This is a genomic window from Sphingobacterium athyrii, assembly GCF_003071065.1.
In the GTDB taxonomy this organism is placed as follows: domain Bacteria; phylum Bacteroidota; class Bacteroidia; order Sphingobacteriales; family Sphingobacteriaceae; genus Sphingobacterium; species Sphingobacterium athyrii.
In genome coordinates, this window is the sequence record NZ_QCXX01000001.1 from 1,215,034 (window position 1) to 1,239,630 (window position 24,597).

The 24,597-nt window shown below is 38.3% G+C and carries 18 protein-coding genes; 5 read left to right on the top strand and 13 right to left on the bottom strand.

Going from position 1 to position 24,597, the window contains the following annotated elements; all coding sequences use genetic code 11:
- Positions 1 to 14: 14 nt before the first annotated feature.
- A complete protein-coding gene (locus tag DCO56_RS05260; RefSeq protein WP_108632651.1) occupies positions 15 to 2,372 on the bottom strand; it encodes an ABC transporter permease in 2,358 nt (785 codons plus the stop codon).
- Between the two features lie 728 nt (positions 2,373 to 3,100).
- Here DCO56_RS05260 and DCO56_RS05270 point away from each other — a divergent pair.
- Positions 3,101 to 4,393, top strand: a complete 1,293-nt coding sequence (locus DCO56_RS05270; RefSeq protein ID WP_108632652.1) for a nucleoside hydrolase-like domain-containing protein — start codon at positions 3,101 to 3,103, stop codon at positions 4,391 to 4,393.
- Positions 4,394 to 4,652: 259 nt separating this feature from the next.
- Positions 4,653 to 5,057 (top strand): DUF5367 family protein, encoded by a 405-nt coding sequence (locus DCO56_RS05275; protein ID WP_108632653.1) that lies wholly within the window; start codon positions 4,653 to 4,655, stop codon positions 5,055 to 5,057.
- Positions 5,058 to 5,070: 13 nt separating this feature from the next.
- Here the strand turns inward: DCO56_RS05275 and DCO56_RS05280 are convergent, their stop codons facing one another.
- From DCO56_RS05280 to DCO56_RS05305, 6 genes are all read right to left on the bottom strand, one after another.
- Positions 5,071 to 6,138, bottom strand: coding sequence for an SGNH/GDSL hydrolase family protein (locus tag DCO56_RS05280; protein WP_108632654.1), 1,068 nt, complete (start codon positions 6,136 to 6,138; stop codon positions 5,071 to 5,073).
- Positions 6,139 to 6,292: 154 nt separating this feature from the next.
- Positions 6,293 to 7,174 (bottom strand): endonuclease/exonuclease/phosphatase family protein, encoded by an 882-nt coding sequence (locus DCO56_RS05285; protein WP_108632655.1) that lies wholly within the window; start codon positions 7,172 to 7,174, stop codon positions 6,293 to 6,295.
- A 12-nt stretch (positions 7,175 to 7,186) separates the two neighbouring features.
- Positions 7,187 to 8,938 carry a RagB/SusD family nutrient uptake outer membrane protein gene (locus DCO56_RS05290; RefSeq protein ID WP_108632656.1) on the bottom strand — a complete coding sequence of 584 codons (1,752 nt, stop codon included), beginning with the start codon at positions 8,936 to 8,938 and terminating at the stop codon, positions 7,187 to 7,189.
- Positions 8,939 to 8,969: 31 nt separating this feature from the next.
- A complete protein-coding gene (locus tag DCO56_RS05295) occupies positions 8,970 to 12,584 on the bottom strand; it encodes a TonB-dependent receptor (protein ID WP_108632657.1) in 3,615 nt (1,204 codons plus the stop codon).
- 102 nt (positions 12,585 to 12,686) lie between these two features.
- A complete protein-coding gene (locus DCO56_RS05300) occupies positions 12,687 to 13,895 on the bottom strand; it encodes a FecR family protein (protein WP_108632658.1) in 1,209 nt (402 codons plus the stop codon).
- A gap of 54 nt (positions 13,896 to 13,949) precedes the next feature.
- Complete coding sequence (locus tag DCO56_RS05305) at positions 13,950 to 14,534, bottom strand: RNA polymerase sigma factor (protein WP_108632659.1); 585 nt, start codon at positions 14,532 to 14,534, stop codon at positions 13,950 to 13,952.
- Between the two features lie 242 nt (positions 14,535 to 14,776).
- Here DCO56_RS05305 and DCO56_RS30035 point away from each other — a divergent pair, with 242 nt between their 5' ends.
- Together DCO56_RS30035 and DCO56_RS05315 are read left to right on the top strand one after the other, a co-directional pair.
- On the top strand, positions 14,777 to 15,073 hold the full coding sequence (locus tag DCO56_RS30035) for a DUF1016 N-terminal domain-containing protein (protein WP_108632660.1): 297 nt from the start codon (positions 14,777 to 14,779) through the stop codon (positions 15,071 to 15,073).
- Positions 15,074 to 15,549: 476 nt separating this feature from the next.
- Positions 15,550 to 16,275 (top strand): hypothetical protein, encoded by a 726-nt coding sequence (locus DCO56_RS05315; RefSeq protein WP_219929319.1) that lies wholly within the window; start codon positions 15,550 to 15,552, stop codon positions 16,273 to 16,275.
- A gap of 84 nt (positions 16,276 to 16,359) precedes the next feature.
- On the opposite strand, the gene DCO56_RS05320 is transcribed toward DCO56_RS05315, so the two are convergent.
- From DCO56_RS05320 to DCO56_RS05345, 6 genes are all read right to left on the bottom strand, one after another.
- Complete coding sequence (locus DCO56_RS05320) at positions 16,360 to 16,698, bottom strand: cupin domain-containing protein (RefSeq protein WP_108632661.1); 339 nt, start codon at positions 16,696 to 16,698, stop codon at positions 16,360 to 16,362.
- Between the two features lie 36 nt (positions 16,699 to 16,734).
- A complete protein-coding gene (locus tag DCO56_RS05325; RefSeq protein ID WP_108632662.1) occupies positions 16,735 to 18,147 on the bottom strand; it encodes a DUF4932 domain-containing protein in 1,413 nt (470 codons plus the stop codon).
- 649 nt (positions 18,148 to 18,796) lie between these two features.
- On the bottom strand, positions 18,797 to 19,255 hold the full coding sequence (locus DCO56_RS05330) for a hypothetical protein (RefSeq protein WP_108632663.1): 459 nt from the start codon (positions 19,253 to 19,255) through the stop codon (positions 18,797 to 18,799).
- 280 nt (positions 19,256 to 19,535) lie between these two features.
- Complete coding sequence (locus DCO56_RS05335) at positions 19,536 to 19,835, bottom strand: hypothetical protein (RefSeq protein ID WP_146190982.1); 300 nt, start codon at positions 19,833 to 19,835, stop codon at positions 19,536 to 19,538.
- Positions 19,836 to 20,392: 557 nt separating this feature from the next.
- The gene (locus DCO56_RS05340; RefSeq protein ID WP_108632665.1) at positions 20,393 to 21,841 is read right to left on the bottom strand and encodes an arylsulfatase; all 1,449 of its coding nucleotides are present in this window, start codon (positions 21,839 to 21,841) and stop codon (positions 20,393 to 20,395) included.
- Positions 21,842 to 22,153: 312 nt separating this feature from the next.
- Positions 22,154 to 22,345 (bottom strand): TetR/AcrR family transcriptional regulator, encoded by a 192-nt coding sequence (locus tag DCO56_RS05345; RefSeq protein WP_108632955.1) that lies wholly within the window; start codon positions 22,343 to 22,345, stop codon positions 22,154 to 22,156.
- Between the two features lie 366 nt (positions 22,346 to 22,711).
- Between DCO56_RS05345 and DCO56_RS05350 the strand changes: the two genes are divergently transcribed.
- Positions 22,712 to 24,595, top strand: coding sequence for a serine hydrolase domain-containing protein (locus tag DCO56_RS05350; RefSeq protein WP_108632666.1), 1,884 nt, complete (start codon positions 22,712 to 22,714; stop codon positions 24,593 to 24,595).
- The last annotated feature ends 2 nt before the right edge of the window (positions 24,596 to 24,597 follow it).

Genomic DNA, 24,597 nt, shown 5'->3' on the forward strand with positions numbered 1-24,597 from the left:
AATTCGTATCTTATTTACTCATCCCTCAAGCTATTCACTGGATTTGCCAAAGCCGCTTTTATGGACTGATAACTAACTGATAGGAAGGCTATAAAAATTGCGCTTAACCCTGTAATAAAAAATATATTCCAACTTATGTTTGTCTTATAATCAAACTTTGATAAAAATTTATCCATCAACCAATAAGCAATTGGAAAGGCTACAACACAAGAAATCAGAATTAAATAAATAAATTCTTTGGACAATAGGTTAGTTACAGATAATATAGAGGCTCCTAATACCTTTCGGATTCCAATTTCTTTGGTTCTATTTTCAGCCATATATGCCGATAAACCAAATAATCCTAAACAGGAAATAAATATTGTTAATCCTGTGAATAGATTTGCTAATAATCCTAACGTTTTCGTCTCCTCAAATTTCTGCGCATAGGCTTCATCAACAAATTTGAATTCAAAAGGGTAATCAGGGTTATATTTTTTAAATATTTCTTCTGTTTTCTTCAAAGCCTCTTGCGTAGGTAGCTGAGGATGGAATCTAATATTAGTAAATGCTGACCAACCATATGCTCCTTCAATAACCATAGGTGTTATTGAACCAAATGGGGATTCTTGAATATAATCCTTAATGACACCGATGATATGCCAATCTCTGCCTTCGTCGTGAACAATCTGTCCAATGGGGTCGTTAAAATTCATTTCTTTTGCCGCAGATTCATTAAGTATCATCGCAGAGGAGTCAGTTGGGAATTTTTGAAGATCAAAATCCCGCCCAGTAATTAGGGTAAGACCAAAGGTTGTTATGAAATCTTCATCCGTAGAAATTCGATTAAATTGGGTTGTATTGTCAATTGGTTTGCCTTCCCACTCCATTATATTTCCACTCCAATTTTCAGTAATTGGGCTTTTACTCCGAGATACAGATGTAGCTATGCCTTGATCTAATAACTCCTTTTTTATTTTGGAATAGTTCTTTTTCAAATCTCCATCATCATTGATGTAAATAAGTTTTTCTTTGTCAAATCCTGATTCTCGATGTAGGCCGTGTTGGATTTGTTTTGCTGCAATAATTGAAATCAGGATGAAAACGATGGCCATAGTAAATTGGAAAACCACTAATATTTTTCGAGCACTCATCCCTCCAGCAATTTTTTGTAAACCTCCCTTTAAAATCCGAGTAGGTTTAAAAGAAGAAAGAAAAAATGCTGGGTAACTACCAGCGAGTACCCCAGTGAATAATGAGAATAAAAAAATAGAAATCCATAAATAAGGGGATTTTAAATTAAAACTCAGCTGAGTGCCAATCAAGTCATTAAAATATGGAAGTATTATTAGAAGTAGGATTACTGCTATAAAACTTGCAATAAAAGACATGATTAAAGCCTCAACTAAAAATTGGGTTATCAAACTGCTTTTAGTCGCTCCCACTACCTTCCTTACCCCTACTTCTTTTGCTCTTTTCTCACTCTGAGCAGTACTCAGATTCATGAAATTAATACATGCAATTAGTAGGATAATGCCTGCTATAGATAAAAAAATAATGACTAGATCAACCCTCCCTCCGATTGCAATTCCATTTTCAAATTTATTATATAACCAGCTTTGGGAAATTGCTTGCAGATAAACCTCATTTTTAGTATCTCCGTGTTGCTGGTAAAACCCCTTTATTTTGTTTTGAAAGTCTATAAAATTTACACCTTCATTAAGTTCGATAAAGGTTTGTGTCGAATTGTTTCCCCAATTCTGGTCTGACCAGCCTATTTTTTCAAGAAATTTCCATGACAGAAAGTAATTATGATTTCTAAATCTTGAATTAGATGGAATATCCTTTAAAACTCCTGAAACTGAAAGCATCTCTGTACTATCAATTCTAATCATTTTACCTAAAACATCGGTGGATCCAAATATTGACTTTGCGAGTTTTTCGGTAAGCACAATTTCAGAAGGACTTTTTAATATAGTTGTTTTATCTCCTGATAAAAGAGGAAGCTCAAACATCTCAATAAACGACTGATCAACAAATGCACCATTCCCCGGCTTCAATTTCTTGTCACCGACGGTCATCAAAAAGTTCTTGCTAAATTCTAGTCGTGAAATACTAGCAATCTCTGGAAATGCTCCCGAAGCTGCAGGACCAAAAGGCTTAGGAGTGGAAAAATAGACTCTTGTAATGCCATCTAATATGCCTTTATTCCCAACAACGTAAAGCTGATCCGTTTTTTTATAAATACGATCATAACTTATTTGATTGTATGCCCAAAGCATAATGAGAAAAGATGAAGCCATTCCAATGGCCAATCCTATAATATTTATCGCGGTAAAGCCCTTATTCTTCTGAAGATTACGGAAGGCAATTTTTATGTAGTTGGTCAACATAAGGTGAAATTGAAATTCTAGTACTAATTATGATGTTTCAATTCGTCTGCCAATCCTATAAACAGTTTAATATCAATACAATAAAAAGTTTAAAGTTAAATAAAATTGTTCAATTTCGAACATTTTTTTGTTCAAAACTGAACAGAAACCTATAGCGTTCCTTTTTTTAGCTCGTGTAAAAGTAAGTATGAAAAACACATAATTGGAAAGACGGAGACATTTCAATTCTGATTGACTTCGAAATAGAAACACTGTTGAATACCGAGGTATTTGGAAAAGCATTTATACCCCACTTTCTATTTATGGCGAATTCGCCATGAATAAAAGTCAGGCAAGACTTACCGGTTATAAAATCAGTATTTAAAAATTGGGTTGAGAAGACAAATGCCATCGGCTTAAAAGAGAACGTAGGACGTTAGAAACAAGGAAACAGTATACGGAAATACGGGCTATAACCATTTAATCTGTCTCAAAAATAAACGCAGAGGTAAATAACGAAATCATTTGCATCTGTACTACCGATTATCGTGTGGCATAACCCCCATTTGCAAAAATAGTCTGTGAATAATATAAGTAACCCGTAAAGATGATTACGACAGAAAATGTTCAATAACAAATTTTACTGACGAACTCAATTTTAATAATTAGGTATTAAGTTATGGCAAGATAAAATAAAAATGATATATTTGATCAAAGCAACCGATTGCATAAAACTAAATTATTGTACAATGAAGCCTCATATCTTTTTAATTGTGATGCTACTGACCTTGTCTGGGATCACGTTAGGGCAGAAACCTACTCCCATAAAGCCCCGTGTTCTTATTAGTACAGACATTGGTGGCACAGATCCAGATGACAATCAATCCATCATTCATCTATTTATGTATAGCGATAGATTTAATCTTGAAGGCTTGGTCTCCTCACCCTCATACGGAGAGGGAAGTAAAGAGGAGATATTACGAATGATCAACCTCTATGAGAAAGACTTCCCTAAATTAATCAAACATCAGAAAAACTTGGCTACTCCACAATTGCTGAGATCAATCACAAAACAAGGAGCAAAGGGCGCTACGGCCTTTAAGGGTTATTTATCTTCCACCGAAGGTTCCAACTGGATTATAAAAAGAGCAAAAAAGAAAAGTAAAGATCCACTATGGGTACTAGTTTGGGGTGGATTGGATGATCTGGCTCAAGCCTTGCACGATGCACCCGAAATTCAGAAAAATATTAAAGTATTTTGGATCGGCGGTCCTAATAAAAAATGGAGCGCAAATAGTTATGCCTATATCGTAGCTAATTTTCCAGATCTTTGGTTTATTGAAAGTAATTCCTCTTATTATGGATTCTTCTCGAAGAATACTGAAAACGATATTTCTAACAAAAATTATTATAATAATTTTATTAAAGAGGCAGGTTTTTTGGGCAAAGACTTTCGTGCAAATCGTTATAATGGAAATGTAAAAATGGGTGATACTCCATCCCTCCTTTACATGATGGATGGAGATCCCAATAATCCGCAGAAAGAAAGTTGGGGTGGCAGCTATGAAAAATTCACACGAAGTCCTCGTGAAGTATTTGAAAGAAATCTAACGATTAATGATACAGTCGCAGTTTTCTCAATTGTAGAATTAAGGTTTAAAGGGCCCAAAACCGACATCAACAAAGACAAGCCATGCTTCAAAATGGTTGTAAAAGCAAAAATCGGAGAGCAAAGCTGGGATGGCTTCTATATTGGAGATGGTAATTATGCAGTACGTTATATCCCTAAACAAACTGAAACTATAAACTATGAGATAAGATCCGATATCCAAGATTTAAAAGGTCGCTCTGGACAGTTTTTCGTCAGCAATGTTTGGCCAGGGAAGAAAAATGATACGGATTATTTATTAGGTTCCAATTATTACACAGATAAGCAAGCCCCTGATTTGTACGACGAAAAATGGCAGGGCGGTAAAACTGTCCTAAAATGGCGTAGTGATGTCCTGAGAGACTGGGCAGAGAGATGGAAATGGTTGCAGTAGGCCTCTTGAACAGGAGATCAACTTCTATCGCTGAACGAGTATTTACATGAATTACTTGTAGTCGAACTAAAAGATATTCTAGAGGCGGAAACAACTTTTAAAAAGTTAAAAAATAAGCAAAGCAGCCAACGAACAACAAGCATTCGATGAATATTATAGGCAACTAAAGGACAGATCATACAACTTAAAAAAGTATTCATTTTTTGGAAATTATAGCAATCTAATTTAGTGATTATTACCTTTGTTCAAAATTTTGAAAATGAAAAAAACGTTTGTTTTACCAGTTCTTGCAGTAGGATTTTTAATTTGGTTTTTGGCAACGTTGGCTTTCCGTTTTGCGGGGCAGTTCTTTTTTATCACAGATTCAGCAGCCATACTTATTAGTTTATATATAGGTGTAATCCCTCCATTGATTTTGATTTCAGTCCTAACTTTTAAAAGATTTAAACTTTCAGGTCTTGAAATTATAGTCGCTGGCGTACTATTGATATTACCAGGAATGGTTCTCGATACGTTCGTTATTCAATTTTTTGAACAGATCTACCCCAACATGCCGTCAAGCCAAGCTGCAACATTTGGTTCTTGGCTCATGTGGGCATATAGCTTGGTATTATTGACATCAATCTTTATTGGGTTGCGACAAAAAAATCTTAACAGGGAGTAAAAAAATGCGAGCGCTAAAGAATAGCCTCTACTTTAGCACCGATTATTTTTAGCATCCTTTCAAATCCGACATCTGTCGGATGGGTACCGTCCACGGTTCCTTCCGAATCATCGCCTATTAAATGGTCGGTTGGCAAGTAGTACAAATCTTTATATCCGGCTTGCAGCAGTTTTTCATATTGTAACCTAAAATTCTTATTCTGCTCAATCAATCTTGCTTTCCACTTCAAATTGTAATTGCTTATCTGCCGTGTGATACTTTCTATGAGCAATATGGGGACCTTCGGATGAGATTTACGAAGCCGCGCTACGAAATTAAAGGTCCTTTCTTTCACCTCCTCTGGACTGCTATTTGGAACACAATCCATGATAATCAAATCTATAGAACCGATATCGCTCAGCATATCAGCTACCTCAGACTCCATACGGGCATTACCACTGACTCCCATGTTAATTACATTGGCATTCAACCTACGCCCTAATTGAGCCGTATAAGCTAAGCCTGGACGGCTTGCCGAAGCGCCATGAACAATACTAGAGCCATAAACCACCACAGTTTTATTAAAGTACTGCCTAGTGGCTACAAAGGATGCTTTCTCATCAATAATCACGTCAAAATCCGCTAATTCTTTGTACAAGGGAAAATAAAGAAGAAATTCTTTTTCGGTTGTGGCCATATCTTCGACCAATATAGCCTTACTTTCTGCATTCTTGAGATCTGGACGGGCCACTCCCGCAAAGCACCAGCCGGTTGCCTCTCTTACATATACATCAAATCCCCGTGACATAATCGGAGTTGAATTATTGCCCAGTTCCGCATCGACAGTCTTCCATCTCAGCGATAATTTGCTGGTATTACTCTTAAAAGTAACAAACATTCCTGTCGCATGTGTATACAATTTCTTTACGGCAGCAGGGAGTTCTCTATACTTTAATGTGTCTACCCTGTGAAATTTTGGGGTATTTTCAAAAAGCCTTCCCTGAATCTCAAATTTAGAAGCAGGAATAATTTGTTGTGCGTAAATAGAAAATGAACCACAAATAAGGATGAGTAAGAGAAGAGTACTGATCTTTTTTTTCATTGCACTTTAAATTACTATTAACAGAAATCATAATTGGTTTAATCATTGCCTTATCAACGCTTGAAACGGCTGTCTCCAGAAATTCGTATAATACGCTGATAAACGTTTGATATCACAAGATAATAAAATTCGCCCCCATAAGGAGCGAATTTTATTATTTACTGAGCTTAAGCTCTATAAATGTTGGGTAATGATCAGAAATATAATGTGTATATTCATTCTTGATGATACCACTTTTGGTAATCCGGGATGCTGCTACTAAATTGGCCCAAATAAAATCAATACGTTTAGGATGACCGGTATTATTTTGCTTGATATTTCCATTACCATCCTTATAGGTCGGAACGGAACTTTCAAACTCCTTATGGAACAAACGATAAGTATCCTGAAATCCTGCTTCATGTAATTTGCCTAATACAGAATAATCAATTGCTCCATTACGCAAGTTACGGATATGATCATGTTTTTGCTCACTTTGCTGCATAGCGTTCAAGACCTCCTTTCCATATTGGTCCTTGTCCGATATATCCAAGGAGTTAAAGTCACCCATGATCAGTATAGGTTCGTTACCTGGGATCTCATTGACTTGTGCCAAAATATCGGTTACTTCCTTCAATCGCTTCTCATAGCTGAATGGCGAAAAATGAATGACAAAAAAGTGTACACCTTTTATCTTCGCATAGATGTAGCTATGCCACATATTTTCAGTGACTTTCCTAAAATTGACCAGTGGATATTTCGAAGTAATAGCTACTGGAAATCCCTCTTCTTTAGATTGAAGAACATAGTCGTGACCGATCTCATGACCTAATTGTTCCAGTGTCTTTTGCGTATATCCATTCATTTCTTCGAGCGCTATGACATCTGGCTTCCAGTCTTTTGTAAACTTTACAAACCGATCTATATTGGCGGAATCTTTCTTTAATCCATAAAGCACATTATACGAGACAATCTTTAATGTTTCCTGCGCATTTGCTACGCCCAAATTCACCGCCATGATGATGGCAATAACAATCGTATTTTTATAGTTTTTCATTTTCTTTTTCTTTTAAGTTCCTGATTTGTCCCAACCTTTGTTCTGTTCGAGCTTGGGATTTAACTGAAGTTCTTGTGTCGGAATTGGATAGTAGTAATCTTTTTCCTCTGTCCATTTTTTAAGGATGTCCGGCAAATTGACAATACGGCCCCCGCTCTTTCCATTTTCTAAAACGAGCTCACCTAATTTCTGATATTGGACACCGGGCTTTTTGACTGGTGCAGTGCCTTCATAAATAACAAGATCTAATTTGCTATCCCGATCTAGGTCATACTCCCCCGCCCCCGGAAAATACATACCGTAAAAAGGCCTGGCAACTTTCGCTCCTTCTTTCCAGCGCAAAAGATCATCGTAACGCAGTCCTTCTTTGACCAGCTCGATGCGGCGCTCTCGTCGGATTTCCAATATCACCCCTGTTTGGCCACTTTTGCTAACATTAGGATAGCTGGACAAAAGATAAGGATCAATTTTGGAGTTGGCATGGGCTAATACCAAATTGGGCATATTAACGCGATCTCGCAGTAACTTAATAGACCTATCGATATCATTTTGGCTGATCGTACCTAATTCGGCCTTTGCTTCGGCATAGTTTAGCAATACCTCTGCATAGCGGATAATGGGCATATCATTGCTGCTTTGTCCTGCATCAAAAACCGGCGAAAGAATATACTTTACATATTGATAACCTGTTACTGATGTTGCAAAATCCGGAACTGAGGTGGTACTTGCACCGATACGTTTGTAACCTGGCGTACGAATGGTTTGCGATAGCCTCGGGTCACGGTCCTGCGTTTCGTCGTAAAACGATAGTTTATCAAAATTAGGTTTGTCCGTAAATCGACTTCCATCTTTCATCAAATAACTGTTCACAAGTTCTTTAACCATCCCTGGACGACCATAAGAAGCCGACAGAATATAGAAATTTGCAGAGTGTACAAAAGGAACAGTTGCGCTATACTGCCTTGCCAAGATCATTTCCGCTGGATTGGCTTCCTCAGCAATAAACAGTTCCTGATAAGCCTTACTGGGATCGCCTTTGTAAATACTGTAAGTATTGGACCTCATCAATTCGTCTGCAGCCGCCACACTTTGTTGAAGAATATCTTCCCAATCACCCAAGCCATGGTATTTGCGAAAGGTCCCTTCGAATAAACACATGCGGGATTTGAAAGCAAGAGCCGTCCATTTGCTGATTAATTGTGGACTTTTGTTTGTATTACAGTTCGCAATAGCAAAATCAAGATCTTCAAGTATTTTAGCGAAAACAACTTTGCGGGAATCCCTCGGTTTGAACATAGCAGGATCATCAAGCTGATTTACTTTATCGTACCATGGCACGTCACCAAAGCGTACGATCTTGTCATAATAGAAATAAGCACGAAAAAAGCGAGCAACACCGTCATACTGTAAACGTGCTGCCTCATCGGCACATTTGTGCGAATTTTCAAGATAGAAATTTATACGGCGGAGTGATGTCCATGCCCACCCGCCACCACTCGCTGGGGTTGTACGGGTACCCTGAAATTCAGAAGCCAGTGTATTACGGGCTTCGTCATCGCCCTGACCGGGCGTATTGTAATGTATGGCGAGTGCATCAGGAAGATCTGCGTAAAAAGCATTAGTAAAAGTCTGTAACTCGGAGGCTGTCCGGAAATAGTTTTCAGGTGCCAATTCGGCTATGGGATACCGCTCCAGATAATCGTTATTGCAAGAACTAACTGCAAGTCCAATAATGAGCGTAAAAATATTAAGGTTTCTTTTCATGATTTTTCATTTTAAAATTTACACGCACAAACTAAAAAGACAACTGAGCGCCAAAAGAATAGACGCGGCCTACAGGGTAACTCCTACCTGTATTATCGCTCATTACTTGTTCGGGATCAATATAATCGGTCTTCAATTTGGTCCAAGTGTGTAGGTTTTCTCCACTAAAGAATAGACGTAGTTTATTTATTTTTGCCTTTTCGGTAAGTGCAACAGGAAAGGTGTAGCCTACAGTCAGATTACGCAGCTTTAGGTAGGAAATATTTTGTATATACATATCATTGGCAACAGAAAGTTCAGAGTTTTGCGCTGTATAGCCCCGTAAAAATGGAAAATAAGCATCTGGATTCTCTGGTGCCCATATTTTATCCTGAAAATTGGCCGGAATAAATGAATCGTATGGTCTCGCATAAACGGACCAAAAAGCTTGTGCTTCTAGGTTAGGATACCAGTTTTGTTTGCCAATACCCTGAAAAAATGCGGACAGGTCAATGCCATTCCAATTCGCTCCTAGATTTAATCCATAAGAGTAACGTGGCTGATCGTTACCGATGATTGTGCGATCTCCGGGATTAGACAGCGTATTATCTCCGGCATCAATGATGCCATCGCCATTAAGATCCAATATCTTGATATCTCCTGCTTGAAGCATACGCAGGTCGGCCGTGGGAGCTTGCACACGACGCCTATTGATCTGATCTTGGTTTACATGCTTGGCATATTCCTGTGCCTCTTCGGTTGTCTTAAAAAATCCGTCGTAATGATAGCCCCATATTTCGCCCAATTTTTGTCCTTTATAATAATTACTCAACAGTCCGGCATCGTTGGCAAACTTGGTGATTTCAGCTTGATAATCGGATAGCATCGCTCGCACGGAATAATTAAAAGGTCTTCCGCCGACATCAAAACGGTCCTTCCATAAAAGAGAAAGCTCAAAGCCTTTGGTCTTTAAATCTGCTGCATTCTCTTTGGGCTCGGATGCGCCAAATACCGCCGGCTGGGTCTTACCTTTACTGAGCATACCTTTGGTCTGCCGGACATAAAAATCAGATTGAAAATCCAGTTTATTATTGAATAAACTAAAGTCGAGACCTATGTTGCTAGTCGTGATTTCTTCCCAGGTCAGTGTGGGCGCTACTGGTGCGGGACTATTGGCGACATTTAATTTCTGACCATTAACTAAATAAGAGATCTGGCCCGTACCCATCGATGAAATATAAGCATAGGTATCCACTTCCTGGTTACCAAGGGAACCATACGAATACCTGATTTTTAGATTATTGACCTTATCCTTTAGCGGAGCAAAGAATTTCTCTTCGCTGATACGCCAACCTGCAGAAAAGGATGGAAAGAATCCAAAACGGCTATGCTTCGGAAAACGCGAAGTACCATCGTAACGACCACTGACTTCTAGCAAGTATTTGCCTTTGTAATCGTAATTGGCACGATAAAACCCACCACGTACTGCCCACTCGTCGCCACCTGCTTCAAACTGCTTCTCCCCGATCACCAAATCAAGATCGTTTAAATTTTCGGACAATAGATCCTGACCAATTCCTCCAATCCGCTTGTAAAAACGATCTTCTTGATTAAAACCGCCCATCATAGTAAGGTGGTGATCGCCAAAATCTTTTTGGTAAGTGGCGAAAATGTTTATAAAATGCCAAGCATATTTGCCCATATTTTCGCGAAGCTTATCTTGGTTCAGGGCACCTAGAGAAGACAATTCGAGCTGTCCGGGATATTTCGAATAGTACTGTTTGGTCTGTCTATAGGAATAGTCAGAACGATATTCACGATAAGAATAGTTTCCTGTTAGGGATAAACCTTTTCCCAATTTCAGCACCGCTTCAGTCATGTTGGTAAATTCGGTACCGCGTGTGTACCCCCGCATCGTGCCGCTTTCGAGTGCATTGTGCAGGCCGTACCCAATGGGGTAGCTATTGATACCGGAATAACCAGTAAGTGTGCCATCCGGATTTCGTGGCACGTACATCGCATGGTAATGGTAAGTAGGACTATTGCTTACGTTGTTGGCAACAGTACTGAAATTATTTTCCAATCCGGCCCAGTCATAGGTAGATTTAAAAAAGTGTGTACTATTACTGATGGTCAGCCAGCTCCGGATATCTGACGCGATATTTGCCCGGAGATTGTAGCGTCCAAATTTATCGGGATCAATATTGAATATCCCCTGTTCACTCGCTTTGGAACCGGATACCGCATAACGCGTATTGCCCGAAGATCCGGAAAATGAAAGATTATGCTCGTTTTTTGGTCTTGTCTTTTTGTACAAATAGTTGAACCAATCGAAGTTGGCATAGTACCGATAGATGTCATTGCCGCTGGCATCTTTCTTGACTACGACCCAAGGTCTATCTGGATTTTCGGTCTTATCGTTAACACGTGCTAGCAATTCTTCATAATCTTCATCCGTATAGCGTGTGGTCCGATACCCCAATGCATTGTACATGGCGTCATCATTGATCTTGGCATTCCAATAACCACTGGTTATAAAATCAGTGTTGGTGGCATGAGTGGTGAAACCAATGTTGTTATTATATTCAATGGAGGTCTTTCCATTTTTACCACCTTTTTTGGTTGTGACCAAAACGACACCAAAAGCACCACGCGCCCCATAGACAGCCGCTGCCGATGCATCTTTGAGTACCGTAACTGATTCTACGTCATTGGGGTTGACACGGTCCAATGTTCCTAAGATACCATCGATCAAGATCAAAGGACCACCGCCGTTGATGGAGGTATTCCCGCGTACATTTACCGAACCGCTGGTACCTGGTTTCCCGGACCCAAAGACAATATTGAGATTGGGAATATTGCCCTGCAGAGCTTGGGTAAGTTGTGTGACAGGACGATCTTCAAATTCCTTGCCCGATATCTGGCTAACTGCCCCTGTTAGATTGACCTTTTTTTGTTCTCCATAACCGACTACCACAACTTCATCCATGGCTGTGATAGCCATATCGAGCCTAACTTGAATCTTATTTTGTCCACTTACATTAATTTCCTTGGACTGGTAGCCAAGCATCGAAAATATAAGCTGATCATTGTTTGTTTTGAGACGAATCTCAAATTGGCCATTTTCATCGCTGGTTATTCGATTTTCCGTCCCTTTTTCCGTTATAGTGACATTACTAATTGGGTTTCCCTTCGAATCAACAACGTTCCCAGCTACACTGCGCTGTTGGAGGACAACAGTATGATTGAGACCTGCAACATAGCGATTCCATGAGGTTGCTGTTGGTGTAGAAGCTGGCCTGCTTAATACGACATTGTTGTCCATTATCTTATAGACAATCTGATAGTTTGCAAGAACATCTTTCAGTGCGTATTCGAAAGGTACATTCTTGTAGTTGACATCGATGCGTTTAGCGTCGTTTAGCAGAGCGGCTTTATACAGAATATTGTAACCGCTCTGCTCTTCAAAAACCTTTAATATGGTTTCGAGCTTAGCATTCTTCTTTTGGAAATTGACTCCTTGTCCAAATGTAATTGCACTCAACTGGAGGTTAGAGGCCAGCAACAAGGGAATCGCTAATGACATTTTCATAGCAAATTCTTTTTTGGTAGAGATCGTACTTTTAGGCATAGGGTCTCCATACCGTTTTTTTTTGTACTTTTGCATACGGTTGTAATGGTTTTTAAGTCTATTAAATCTTTTTCAACTAGTCTTTTCGAAGACAAAATTCAGGAGCGATCGCAACGCTCCTGAAATCTTCTTAATTGGTTATCTTTTCACATAAATTTTCCTCCCTTTTACTTCAAAGTGAATATCTCCGACTAATTCGATTGTACGGAGCAATTTGTTGATATCATCATATCTTGACACAGTGCCCGAGAACGCAAAATTTTCGGGACGATAATCAAAGTGAACTTCCACGTCATACCATCTACTGATAATTTCCATGACTTCGTCAATAGATGTATTATAGAAAGCAAATTTTCCTTCTTTCCATGCGGTGAAGTAGCGCGGGTCAACTGCAGTCTTTAAAAAGTTTTTGTTCGTAAAATGTAGCACGGCCTGTTCAGCAGGACTTAGGTATAGGTTGTCCTGTGGGCTATCGTGAACATTTAACTTCACCTTGCCTTCTACCAAGGTTGTCACGATCGATTTCCCATAGTTCTGAAGGTTAAAAGATGTCCCCAAAACCTCCAATGTCTGATTTCCCGTATTGACAATAAAGGGGACACGCCTTCCATGGTGAACTCGTTTGGAGACTTCAAAATAAGCTTCACCCTGTAGTTGGATTTTTCTCTCATCGCCATTAAAACTAATCGGATAACGTAGTGTAGTGGCGGCATTCAGCCAGATCTTTGTACCATCCGCCAACAGTAGTTTATATTCCCCTCCCCGTGGCGTAACGATTGTATTATACGCTGTCTGCTGATTACCAGCTTTTGAGTTCTTCAAGCGATAAGATATAATGCCTTTGTCCGATTTTATAATCTCAAATGCACCATTATCGATGACCGTATCTAATTTTAATTTTTCGAGATCTATCCGCTCTCCATTTTCTAAAATTATTTCGGCTTTTTGGGAACCTGGAACTACAGCTAGTGAATTGGCAGCCACCGATTGACTTTCATGTCTATTTTTTTGCACATAAAAGAAGATCGAAGCAGATATACCGACGAGTAGTAACATGGCTGCTATGCGGACATATCTTAGCATATAGATTGTTGATTTCTTTTTATCCGAGCTGGATACAACTTGATCTTTTATTCGTTTATCTTGAATGATTGTCTTAAAAAGATTATCATGCGCAATTCGATTGTTTGGAGACTGCTCTATCTCTCCCTCCTCCAAAAGCTGTTGCCATGCTTCCAAAAAATCTGGATCATTGAGATAGTTGGCAAAATTTTCCTTTGCACGCTCGTCTAATGTTTTTGCCAAAAACTGACTGATAATGATTTTATATGCTTCTACTTTGGACATCCTTATCTATTGTACTCTATAATAATATTCGTACAACCGGATAGAATGAACTAGTCAAAAGATATTTTTTATTAAAAAAAAGATTAGAAGTAAACTATCAAGTTTCAAACGTACAAACTGGCATGCTGCTACGAGGTGGTTACGGACGGTATTTTTGGAAATACCAATTTCTTCGGAAATTTCAGCATAGCTCATCTCATCTATTTTGCTTTTGTTAAAAACAATCTGCTGTTGCGGTGGTAAACGGGATACAATTGTTTGAAGTATTTTATCCAGATCTTTATGGGCGATCTTCCGTTCCAATTCATCGCTCAATTCATCCCATTCAGCCAAGTGCGACACTTGATATTTTTGTCTCGATAGTTCTTTTCGAAACAAAGTGATAGCCATTCGTTTCGCTACTAAAAATAAAAATGGAAAGATGGCTTCCGTACAGGGGATTGAATTGCGTTTCAAAAAAAGCTGTACAAAAATCTCCTGCGTAATCTCCTCCACGTCTAGGTCGGAAGTACATACACGACGTACTTTGTGATACATCAAAGGTCTGTAAAAATCAAAAATCTTTTTAAAAACCTTTTCGTCTCCCAATTTAAAGCGATGAAATTCATCAAGACTCAATGGAACTGCATTTAAATCCATGGTTATATTTTCCCTAGGTTACACTTGGTCTAAGCAACAAAACTCATATTAAATCTATATAAATGCAAGGTTATTTCAAAATGAAATGTACATATCCCGAAATTCGAGCCAGTTTTCAAGAACGCTACGAAAAATGCAGTCACGTCATTTTTCGTTTATATTCATTTTTTTTATAGAATTCATGTGTTTAACCATGAACTTAAGCAAGCTTGAACAGGATTTTTTTGTAAAAAAAAGACCGTATCAAAAAGGCACAATATGATTCTTTAAAAGTCGTTAACAATCAGCTGCATATACTGGAACATTGGCAAAGCAATAACGCTCAAGCAGAAAGAGGGGCGGCAAAAAGATCAATAGTACAAAAACTATCTACTGAGCTTCAAAAGAAGTTTCTGGATATAAGTGGATTTTCGACAACAAACCTGTGGTATATGACTCTATTTTATAATGAATATAATGATAATCCGAATATCCAACCATTGGTTGGAGAAATTTGTTGGACGAAGCATATCGCCATATTATCTAAATGTAAGGATTAACAGGAGTGTAAATTTTATATACAAGCGACCAAAAAATTTTGCTGGACAAAAAACATATTAATTAATCAAATTGAAAATAAGAGTTTCGAAAACTAGCATGCTGTTAGAGATTGGTCTGTATGCTACGCTGGGTTTCAATAACAAAAATAACTGTCATTCGCTGTCTTCTAACTTTATTTTCCTTATTGCATGAGCTACTTGAGGAATTTGATATTGACGATATATTATGACACATCACAGCCAAAAAGCATTTATTTCTGTGGAGTATATATGTGGTGGATTGTGTGGCCAGGGATGGTATTTTATTCTTGAAAAAAACAAAAGGCAAATGGACAGTTGTAAAATATGAGGGTACTTGGAATAGCTTAAGCTTAATACGAATAGCAACATTGGGTGATCGTCAACACGGCTTGAATAGGTTCTCGGATTATTAAATGGAACAGAATTTTCAATTGCGTATAAAAAATTAATACTAAATGCTATTTTTACAGAATATTCGTATTTGGCAACCAATTGATAATAGCAATATGATGGCAGACGACGAGCTTGAAAATGTAGATCCAGACGACATTAGTGATTTACTTGTTAAAGTTGAAAAATCATTTGACATGAAGTTTGGGAGCACCGAACTGATGCACATTTTCACTTTTGGTGAACTCTGTGATCACATCGCCAATAAAATCCAACTGGAGCATTCCAACGACTGCACAAGCCAACAGGCTTTTTATAAGCTTCGCGATGCAATGGCATCAACGTTTCAAATAGACCACAAAACAATCACAACCAGCTCTGCCCTCGTTGGTCTTCTGCCAAAACAAACCAGACGTTCTCTGGTAAAAAAATTGGAAGTGCACCTTGGTTTTAAACTTCATATCCTACGACCACCCTACTGGGCTTCCGTGACACTTGGGATTTTACTTATTGTATCTTGCGTCGCTCTATTCTTTAATTGGCAGATCGGACTTGCAGGACTTGCATTTTCAAATGCTGGACTTTGGTTTGCAAATAAATTCGGTAACATACTTGACCTACAAACTGTTGGTCAAGTAGCAAAAAAAATGACAAGTGAAAGTTATTTCAAATCTAGACGCAACCCAAAGACTTTTAATAAAAGCGAAATTGAAGAAATATTGACTGATTGGTTCAGTAATGACTTAGGCATAGACAAAAGTAAACTAACAAGAGAAGCGAAACTCAGCTAGCTTTACATTATGGAACCTATCCAATTATAAGGCATCGGTAAGTTTGAGCATGCTGTTGCTCTTTATATCTCTCAATAAGGTCTATCATAGATTAGTTCGATCTCCATGAGATTTAGGTTCTGAAATCACAACAAATTCTAAATCCTCGGTAGTTCGGTTGAAAATTCTGTGTATTTCATTTGCTTGAATATGAAATCCACTTCCTTCTTCAACGGAATAAATTTCGTTATCAACCTCGAAAGTTGCTGTTCCTTTAAGGATATAAAAGAATTGCTGTGCTTTAGTATGAAAGTGCAAACTTTCTTCAGTATCAGGTGGCATTTTTTCTTGGATTATACTTAAAGAATCAGATTTCAATAAGTGCCATCCATCACAATTCTCTCCCCAAATATAATGTTCGGAATTACTGGTATTTTTTATCATTATTTATAATCTTTTAAAATTTATTAACTATCATATTTAATTTGTACTGAATTTTAGATAACGATCTTTCATCGGTATCCCGTCGGCAGTCCTGAATGCAGTTCCTGTAATAATGATCTCATAGGTTTTGTTTGGTTCCAATTCCCAATCTATAAGCACGGATTTCTTATCTGAGGAATAGCGATGGCCTTTTATTATCGGAAAACTTTCTTTGGAAATTCCCCTAAATGACCGTCCTTGCCCCAACAGGGGTCTATCGAAATTTATCTTCAACTGCCCTAACATGCTGCTAGTATTGGTTTGTCCATCCTGAATTCCTTCAAAAGAAACAATTTTTGGTCTTCTCTCTTCAAAGGTTGCATCTAAAGAAGAAATATCCGCAGCATAGGATTGATAAGCCTTGGCAAGTACAGGCATATAGTTCTCTAAAGTAGGATATCTGTCGCGCTGACGGTCGAAGCTATCAAGCTCATCCACAAGTTGTTCAATCCAAAGAAAACCCCTTTCGAGCTGTTCATTGGTTTCCATTGCAATCTCTTCTCGGCTGAAATGATGATCTTTCTGATATTTAATAACCGCAGCTCGAACCAATGCCTCATTCAGCACCGTTTGCCAACTACCGTATGCCTGCCGGTTCATTTTTTCCTTCAAGACGCTATATAATTTTTCGCCGCTGTCTCTAAAAATTGTTGTGTCTTTTTCTAATAAATGATTAACAAAGGAATGGTTAAACTCGTGAAGTAATGTGGGGAAATAATGCTGTAACGGAAATTGCGCCATACCAAGACTATCCATACTCCATGTCCCCATAATAGCGTAGACTTCCTTATGACCCGCTGGATTCTTAATGGTTACCCCATAGTTACCGCCACCATTCCCCAAACCATTCACAATTAAAAACTTTTCGGATGGATTCTTACCATAGAACTTAGGATACCAGTCCAATTCAATATGTTCATAAATTAGAAGAAAGCGCTTTTGTACCTCATTGTACAGTGCCTGGTTATCCTGAAAAAATCGTTTACTATTACTGTCCTTGTAAAACTTCTTTAACAGTGTCGCAAATTGAAGGGCATTAGCTCTGCTCCATCTTTTGTCCAGGGTTTCATCAATATTCTTTTGCTTAAGACTAAACTTATCATCAAGATGTACGGCCATACTCATCACGGCATCGTAGCTTATACCATGTTCATTTTTAATCTTATTGACAAAGGTAATCAATTCGTGTTCTTTAAAAGGGCCATAGTGTTCATTGATCCGGTCAACGTAACGCTTGAAAACGTCTGAATTATACTCTCGATTGCCCGCAAGCCTAAATACAATACTTAGCATCTCGATACGCTCATCAACTTTGGGCCTATCCATAATTTGATTACGCTGCCCATAGGTAAGTATATATGGCAAACTGAATAGGATAATCAATACATATTTAGAAGTTTTTTCGAACATATTGGAAATAAGGTTTTACCATCTTTTATTCATTTCTTTCAACGGGGATCCCAAATAGTTTGCCAAGAAAATTAACACGCTATTTGACAGCACACTACAAACAATTTCTTTTTTAATACTGACCATTATTGAACACTAGTCGTTCGATATTGAACAGATCGAATGGCACTGGCCCCTACAACAAGCGGGTTATTTCTAGGAAGGCTAATTGTAGGGCTTAGAGGGGGCAGTATGTCAGCCGCACATCTTTAAATTTGGATCGAGTGAGCAAATGGTGGTTATCTTTACCCCTTATTGTTTATCTATAGAGGCACTTATAATTCTAATCCAAATAACCATTTGGAATAAAATCCAGCGAACTTGATGAACCTATATAAGCCTCCAAGATAAAATCAGTATTAATTTCTTTCATCGTAGTAAATACTAAAGTTGTCGGTGATAATTTGGTTGTTGGAAATGACGGTAATTCCTAATTTACGCCAAGTAATGAATGTACAGCATCATAAAACTGACTGTTGCTTCCTGTTAAATCAAATTTATGTTCGGTAGGTATGTTTCCCGTATTTGTAGATTTTCCACTCTCGTCTGATGAATAGGATAACAACAGAAACGGAGTTTTAGTCTTTCATTTTTAGAGATGCTTTAATGATTATTTTTTTAGTATCCACACTTGATTTTTTTCATCATAGCGACCGGAAAGGTCATTTTGCTTTATATCTATTAGTTTATAATCCTTGCAGGGCGACTTTTCGTCAATTTTTGAAGTATAGCTAATTTTGTCTAAAACATTGGAGTTAAGTTTGATATAGAATACCCCGGATTCAACTTTGTCCAAATTAATCGTAAGAAATTTTGCATCCTTATTGATGTTAAATGTCAGAGGCACAGCTATGTCATTCATTATGATCTTATAGATCTTTATCTGGTCTACCAGATATTTAGCTTGGTCACCAAAAAGTAGCTCCTTTCCATTTGAATCTGTATAATTTATATTAACTATTAATGGACGGTAAATATCTTCACAAAGACCTAATGGTTCTTTTTTATCTTGACAAGAGACAGAAATGAAAATAAATAATAGAATAATTAGTTTTAGAGAATATTTCATAATTGATTTGGATTATTAATACTCTTAACGTTTCATTTTGATAATTCGCTACACGAATAATTATCCTACAGATTATTAATTTACTACACAGATTGTGTAGCTTTCCACTTAGTCAGCTAAATATGCTAAGCCGAACGAAACAGCTAATCCATCTGATATCGCAATTTATAATTGCAACACATTGTCCTATACTAATGACCTACTTTGAAGCAGACATTTTCCAGGTAGCTGAAGATGGAATAAAATTAATTGCATATCAGAATACTGAGCATTATGCACCTCACATTAGCTTTGCTAGCGGGCCTTCTTTACTTACTACTTTGGACCAACCTAGAAAAGTACCTACTCTAAGTTTCGCTATTAGCTGACCTGCAACATGAATAGAAGCTACAATTCCGTTATCCTCGCACCAGTTAACTTCCACCAGCGTGTCTTCTCGAAAAGGTTCAAAATTTTCCCTAACAAACTCTACAGGGTTCAAAAATGGCAAATTTTCCTTGGTATGCCATTCTCGTTCCTCAGAAGTTTGCACACTATTGTACATCCATATATCACCGGCAATCTTCTTTTCTCTATACAAATAGCATAACAAACCTTATCATCATCAATAACCACAGAAAACTCAGGCTGAATGTCACAAGAAAATTGTTTAAAATAACTCATATTTTTATTTTTTCATTTACCCCACTATATCTGCCGTCAGATGAGATCCACAGAAAAGACGGAAATTGTTATTGATCTAATTTCAATAAAATATCCATTATAGTCAAATTAAAATAAGGCAATTCTCCCTGCATGGCAATCGAAAGAGGGATCTGATTAACATAGCTATCAAAACGCGACAAATAAATCCTGACCAGCCTGGTATAACCTCATATGGAATGTTTTCAAAAATCTGCTTTCCAATTTTGATGTTTGATCTTAAGTCTTTTTACTGTCTTATCATAAAATTACATTTCGGTTATAGACATCGCCAAGTACAAATTCAGTGAAATTTGATAACCCGCTAAAATGCAGCATATAATTTCGAACTTGGCCATGTAAATACTTTTAATTGATTATGACGATGTAAACTAAAACAAATTAGCCCAATCTTTATAAAAAGATTGGGCTAATTTAATATTTAAAAGTTTGAATTTATTGAAGCTTAGTAATCAAAGGGAAAATAGAGCTTTCAACATGAGCTTTTTCGATCAGACTACGTAATTCCATTACCTTTTTTGGATTGTCGATAGCAATATTATGCTGCTCTTTTGGATCTTTCTTGAGATTGTACAATTCCATTGTTGGTGAACCGCTCATAACTTTCTGCAAAATAAGTTTCCAATCACCTTTACGGACGGCCTGACGTCCTCCATCCTCATGGAACTCCCAATAGAGATAGTCATGCTGCTTTTGCTTTTTACTATAACCCAGCAATGTCGGCACAAAAGAAATTCCATCCGTATATCTTGGATGGTCTGTTTTTGCTAGATCAGCCAGCGTTGGCATAATATCCCAAAAAGCACCTAAATAATTTGACGTTTTTCCTTTGGCAATTTTACCTGGCCAATAAGCAATAAACGGTGTCTTTATCCCACCCTCATAAAGATCCCGCTTCGTCCCCCGCAATCCACCCGAGCTATTGAAAAAATTTGGATCTGCTCCGCCCTCTTTATGTGCCCCATTATCACTGGTGAATATAATAATTGTATTATCAAGCAGGTTATTTCGACGTAATCGTTCAACAATTTGTCCTACATATGCGTCCATCCGACTTACCATACTGGCATACATCGCATGGGGCTTTTCGACACTGTTGTACCCAGGGACTGTTGCTTTGGAACCATAATCGTTTCCTCGGTAAGGCTTTTCATCAAACTTTTGAGCGTATTGCTTATAGTACTCATCCTCAGGCCCTGCGAGTTCGGCATGCGGTAGTACCGTGGGCACATAAAGAAAGAAAGGTTTATCTTTGTTGGCATCGATAAAAGCGAGGGTTCTCTCCTGAATCAATGCCGGAGCATATTCACCCTGTGCCATCAACCCATTGCCATCAAGCTCTATGCGCTTTGTATTGTGCCAAAGATGAGTGGGATAATAACGATGGGATTGACGTTGACAATTGTATCCATAAAATTCGTCAAATCCTTTCTGGTCAGGCGCTCCAGTTGTACCCACCATGCCCAATCCCCATTTGCCAAAGGCACCAGTGGTGTAACCGGCCTTTTGTAATAACATAGCGATAGTCTGCACTGAATCGGCCAATGGCTCTTGACCCTCTGGTTCAATCTCTTTATTGCCCCTGACGTAAGTGTGTCCTGTATGCTGACCGGTCATCAAAGACGAACGTGATGGCGCACAGACGGAAGTGCCTGCATAAAAGTTGTCAAACTTCATACCTGAGCTGGCCAATGAATCGATATGTTTGGTTTCAATCTTAACCTGCCCATAGGCCCCGAGATCGCCGTAGCCAAGATCATCGGCCATAATAAAGACAATATTCGGTCTTTTACTTCCATTTTGTGCAAAAATACTACTTGTTGTTGTTACCAATAATATAGCTAGGACCGCTTTCTTCAGCGCGATAAATATTAGTGCTTTCATGTGTTCTAAATGAGTGCTAAAATATGAAGGTTAGGATGTTATTTACCAAACCTCGTTCTGTTTTAAATTTTTATTCTGTACCAATTGACCTTGACCAATAGTTCTCTTGGAAGCTTGCTCTTCTCTGCGGTGGCCAATATCTTATAACCGTCAATATATATACCTACTGTAAAGTAAAATGCCGCGAGATCCAAATTACTATCATTGATCCGATAAACAACACTGTTCTTAATGCCAACTGTAGATTCTCTCTAGTATAGGCAATGGCAGAGTCCAGCTTATAGGAAGTATATTCTTGATAAAGTAGCTTGTTTAATCCATATAGCCGAGAAATAGTCTTATTCCCATCTCTTCTTTATTTTTGAAATGATAGTAAAAGACCTCCTTGGTCACATGTGTCGTAGCCAAGATGTCATCAATACTTGTGGATTGAAAACCTTGCCTGTATATTAATTTCATTGCTCTTCTGAGAATATCTGATCTTATTGCCTGTGCTTTTGACATAAACATACCAATTAGTAAAGCGAAATTCAAATCTGGATAAACAATTACAGCAAAATGGTAGAGCAGGCATTACACTTTCTGCCAGTGAAAAAAGCAAAATTACAGTCTTCTTAACAACCTTAACATACAAAGATTTTTTAACTGATCCAAGATTTCAATGACCATGAAAGTGTAGAGCAATATTGCCGCAATTTAATATAATAAATTATCTAAATACCATAGCACTCCTCCCTTCTAAATGTATAATGATTACTTACCTGTTACTCCTCATATTTAATGAACTAGAAATTCCCTGAATTATCCGCTTGGATGGAGACGGACAGGTTCAGGAAAGATCATTGCTAATTTGTAAAAAAGAAAAAGCTTATGATCAACTTAAAAACTTTCTATATCGCGATACTCATTGCGGTAAGTTATTTCACCGCAGCAGCACAGGTAAACTCCAAAACAAATTCCAATACCACCATTGCGCAACTGCATAAACAGCTCGAAACCGTTATACAAAAGGAAAACATCCCGGGTCTGATGGTCGCGATTGTTAAAAATGATAGCATTCTTTATTCTGGCGGACTGGGCTATGCAGACCTTCAGAAACACCGTCCCGTAGATCAGCTCACCCAATTTCACTTTGCCTCCGTTACTAAATTTTTCGTGACTATGGGCATACAACAATTGATTGCTAAAGGAAAGCTTAAACTCAGCGACCGTATTCGCGATATAGCACCTGAAATTCCATTCAGCAATCGTTGGGAAGATACAGATCCAGTTAGGGTAGTTCACCTCCTAGAACATACAGCAGGCTTTGATGATGTGCAGCTCAATAGTATGATAAACATAAGCGAAAAACCTCTACTTGGTATTGACGCGATCAAGGCTGTCAGCAATTCACTGACCGTTCGCTGGAAGCCCGGAACGATGATGTCCTACTCAAACCCGGGTTACAATGTACTGGGCTATATCATTGAAAAAGTGACGGACATGCCTTGGGATAAGTATCTACACAAGCAGATTTTTTTGCCACTGAATATGCACAATAGCTTATTTGATCGGAATGGAGCACGCAGGCCTACCTTCGCCATAGGTTATGATTTTCAAGATGGTGAATTCAGGCCAATGCCATTCTATCAGCCAGGTAGCAATGGAGCTGGAAGTGCACTGGTATCAAATGCCTATGATATGGCCAAATTTATGCTTTATCTGCTCAATGGCAGTACTGACAGCACACTACTAAATAATGCTTATTTAAAGGAGATGGAGACTATCCACAGTACTTTAGCCAGCCAGGCGGGATTACAGACTGGCTATGCCCTGGGAAATGATCTATTTCCGAATAATAAAAAGGTTAGCCTGCGAGGCCACAACGGCAAAGGGGAAGGTTTTGTATCCTGGCTATTTTTTAACCGTGAAGCTGGTTTAGCCTATGCCATAGCAGCCAATAGTGTCGTCAATATGTGGCCAATCTCGCAGGCTATCGAAGAATTTCTGACAAAGGACATTGCCGCTCGGAAACCAGTCAGTCTACCAATAGATGAGCAAAAAATAAAACCGCTATTAGGTTACTACCAATTTATGAATCCCAAAAATGACCGTTGGGAATTCTATCGGCGGATCTTTGGCGGCATTGAATTAAGGGAGATCAGCAAAGATCGACTCCTCGTCAAAAAAGAGAATGGACAGATAGATTCTCTTGTCCATCTGGGCGATGGCATATTTCGCGCAAAAGATGATATTCTCCCTTCTTTTGTATTAGCCAAAGATTCCAATGGTCAACCTTTCTTTCAAGGTTATGGCAATAGTTTCTATCGAAAAGTGTCCCGGGCTTCCCTTTTAATACAAAAGATTCCTATCTATCTAGGTTTTTGTGCCATTTCGATTTATATGATCTTTAGTCTGGTGGGAATAGTGCTTACACTTTTTCGAAAAATGAACCTGATGGACCTCGGAATTCCTTTATTGCCAACAGTAGGGACCTGTTGTTTTATTGCAGCCTATCGTCTCATGGGATTGACAGATGCCAGTCACAAGGAGTTGTTTACCTCTTGTAATACAACAAGTTTTTCCATTTTTCTGGGCATGCTCTTATTTGCAATATTAGTTATGGTCAGTAGTTTACTTCTCTATAAGCGTTGGTTTCAACTAAGCCCCAAATGGTTGCGTCTGCTCTTAGCGCTCTGTAATTTCTTTTTATGCTACCTGGTTGCACTACTGTCTGTAAATGGTTGGATTGGTATGCCGATCTGGATGATGTAGTT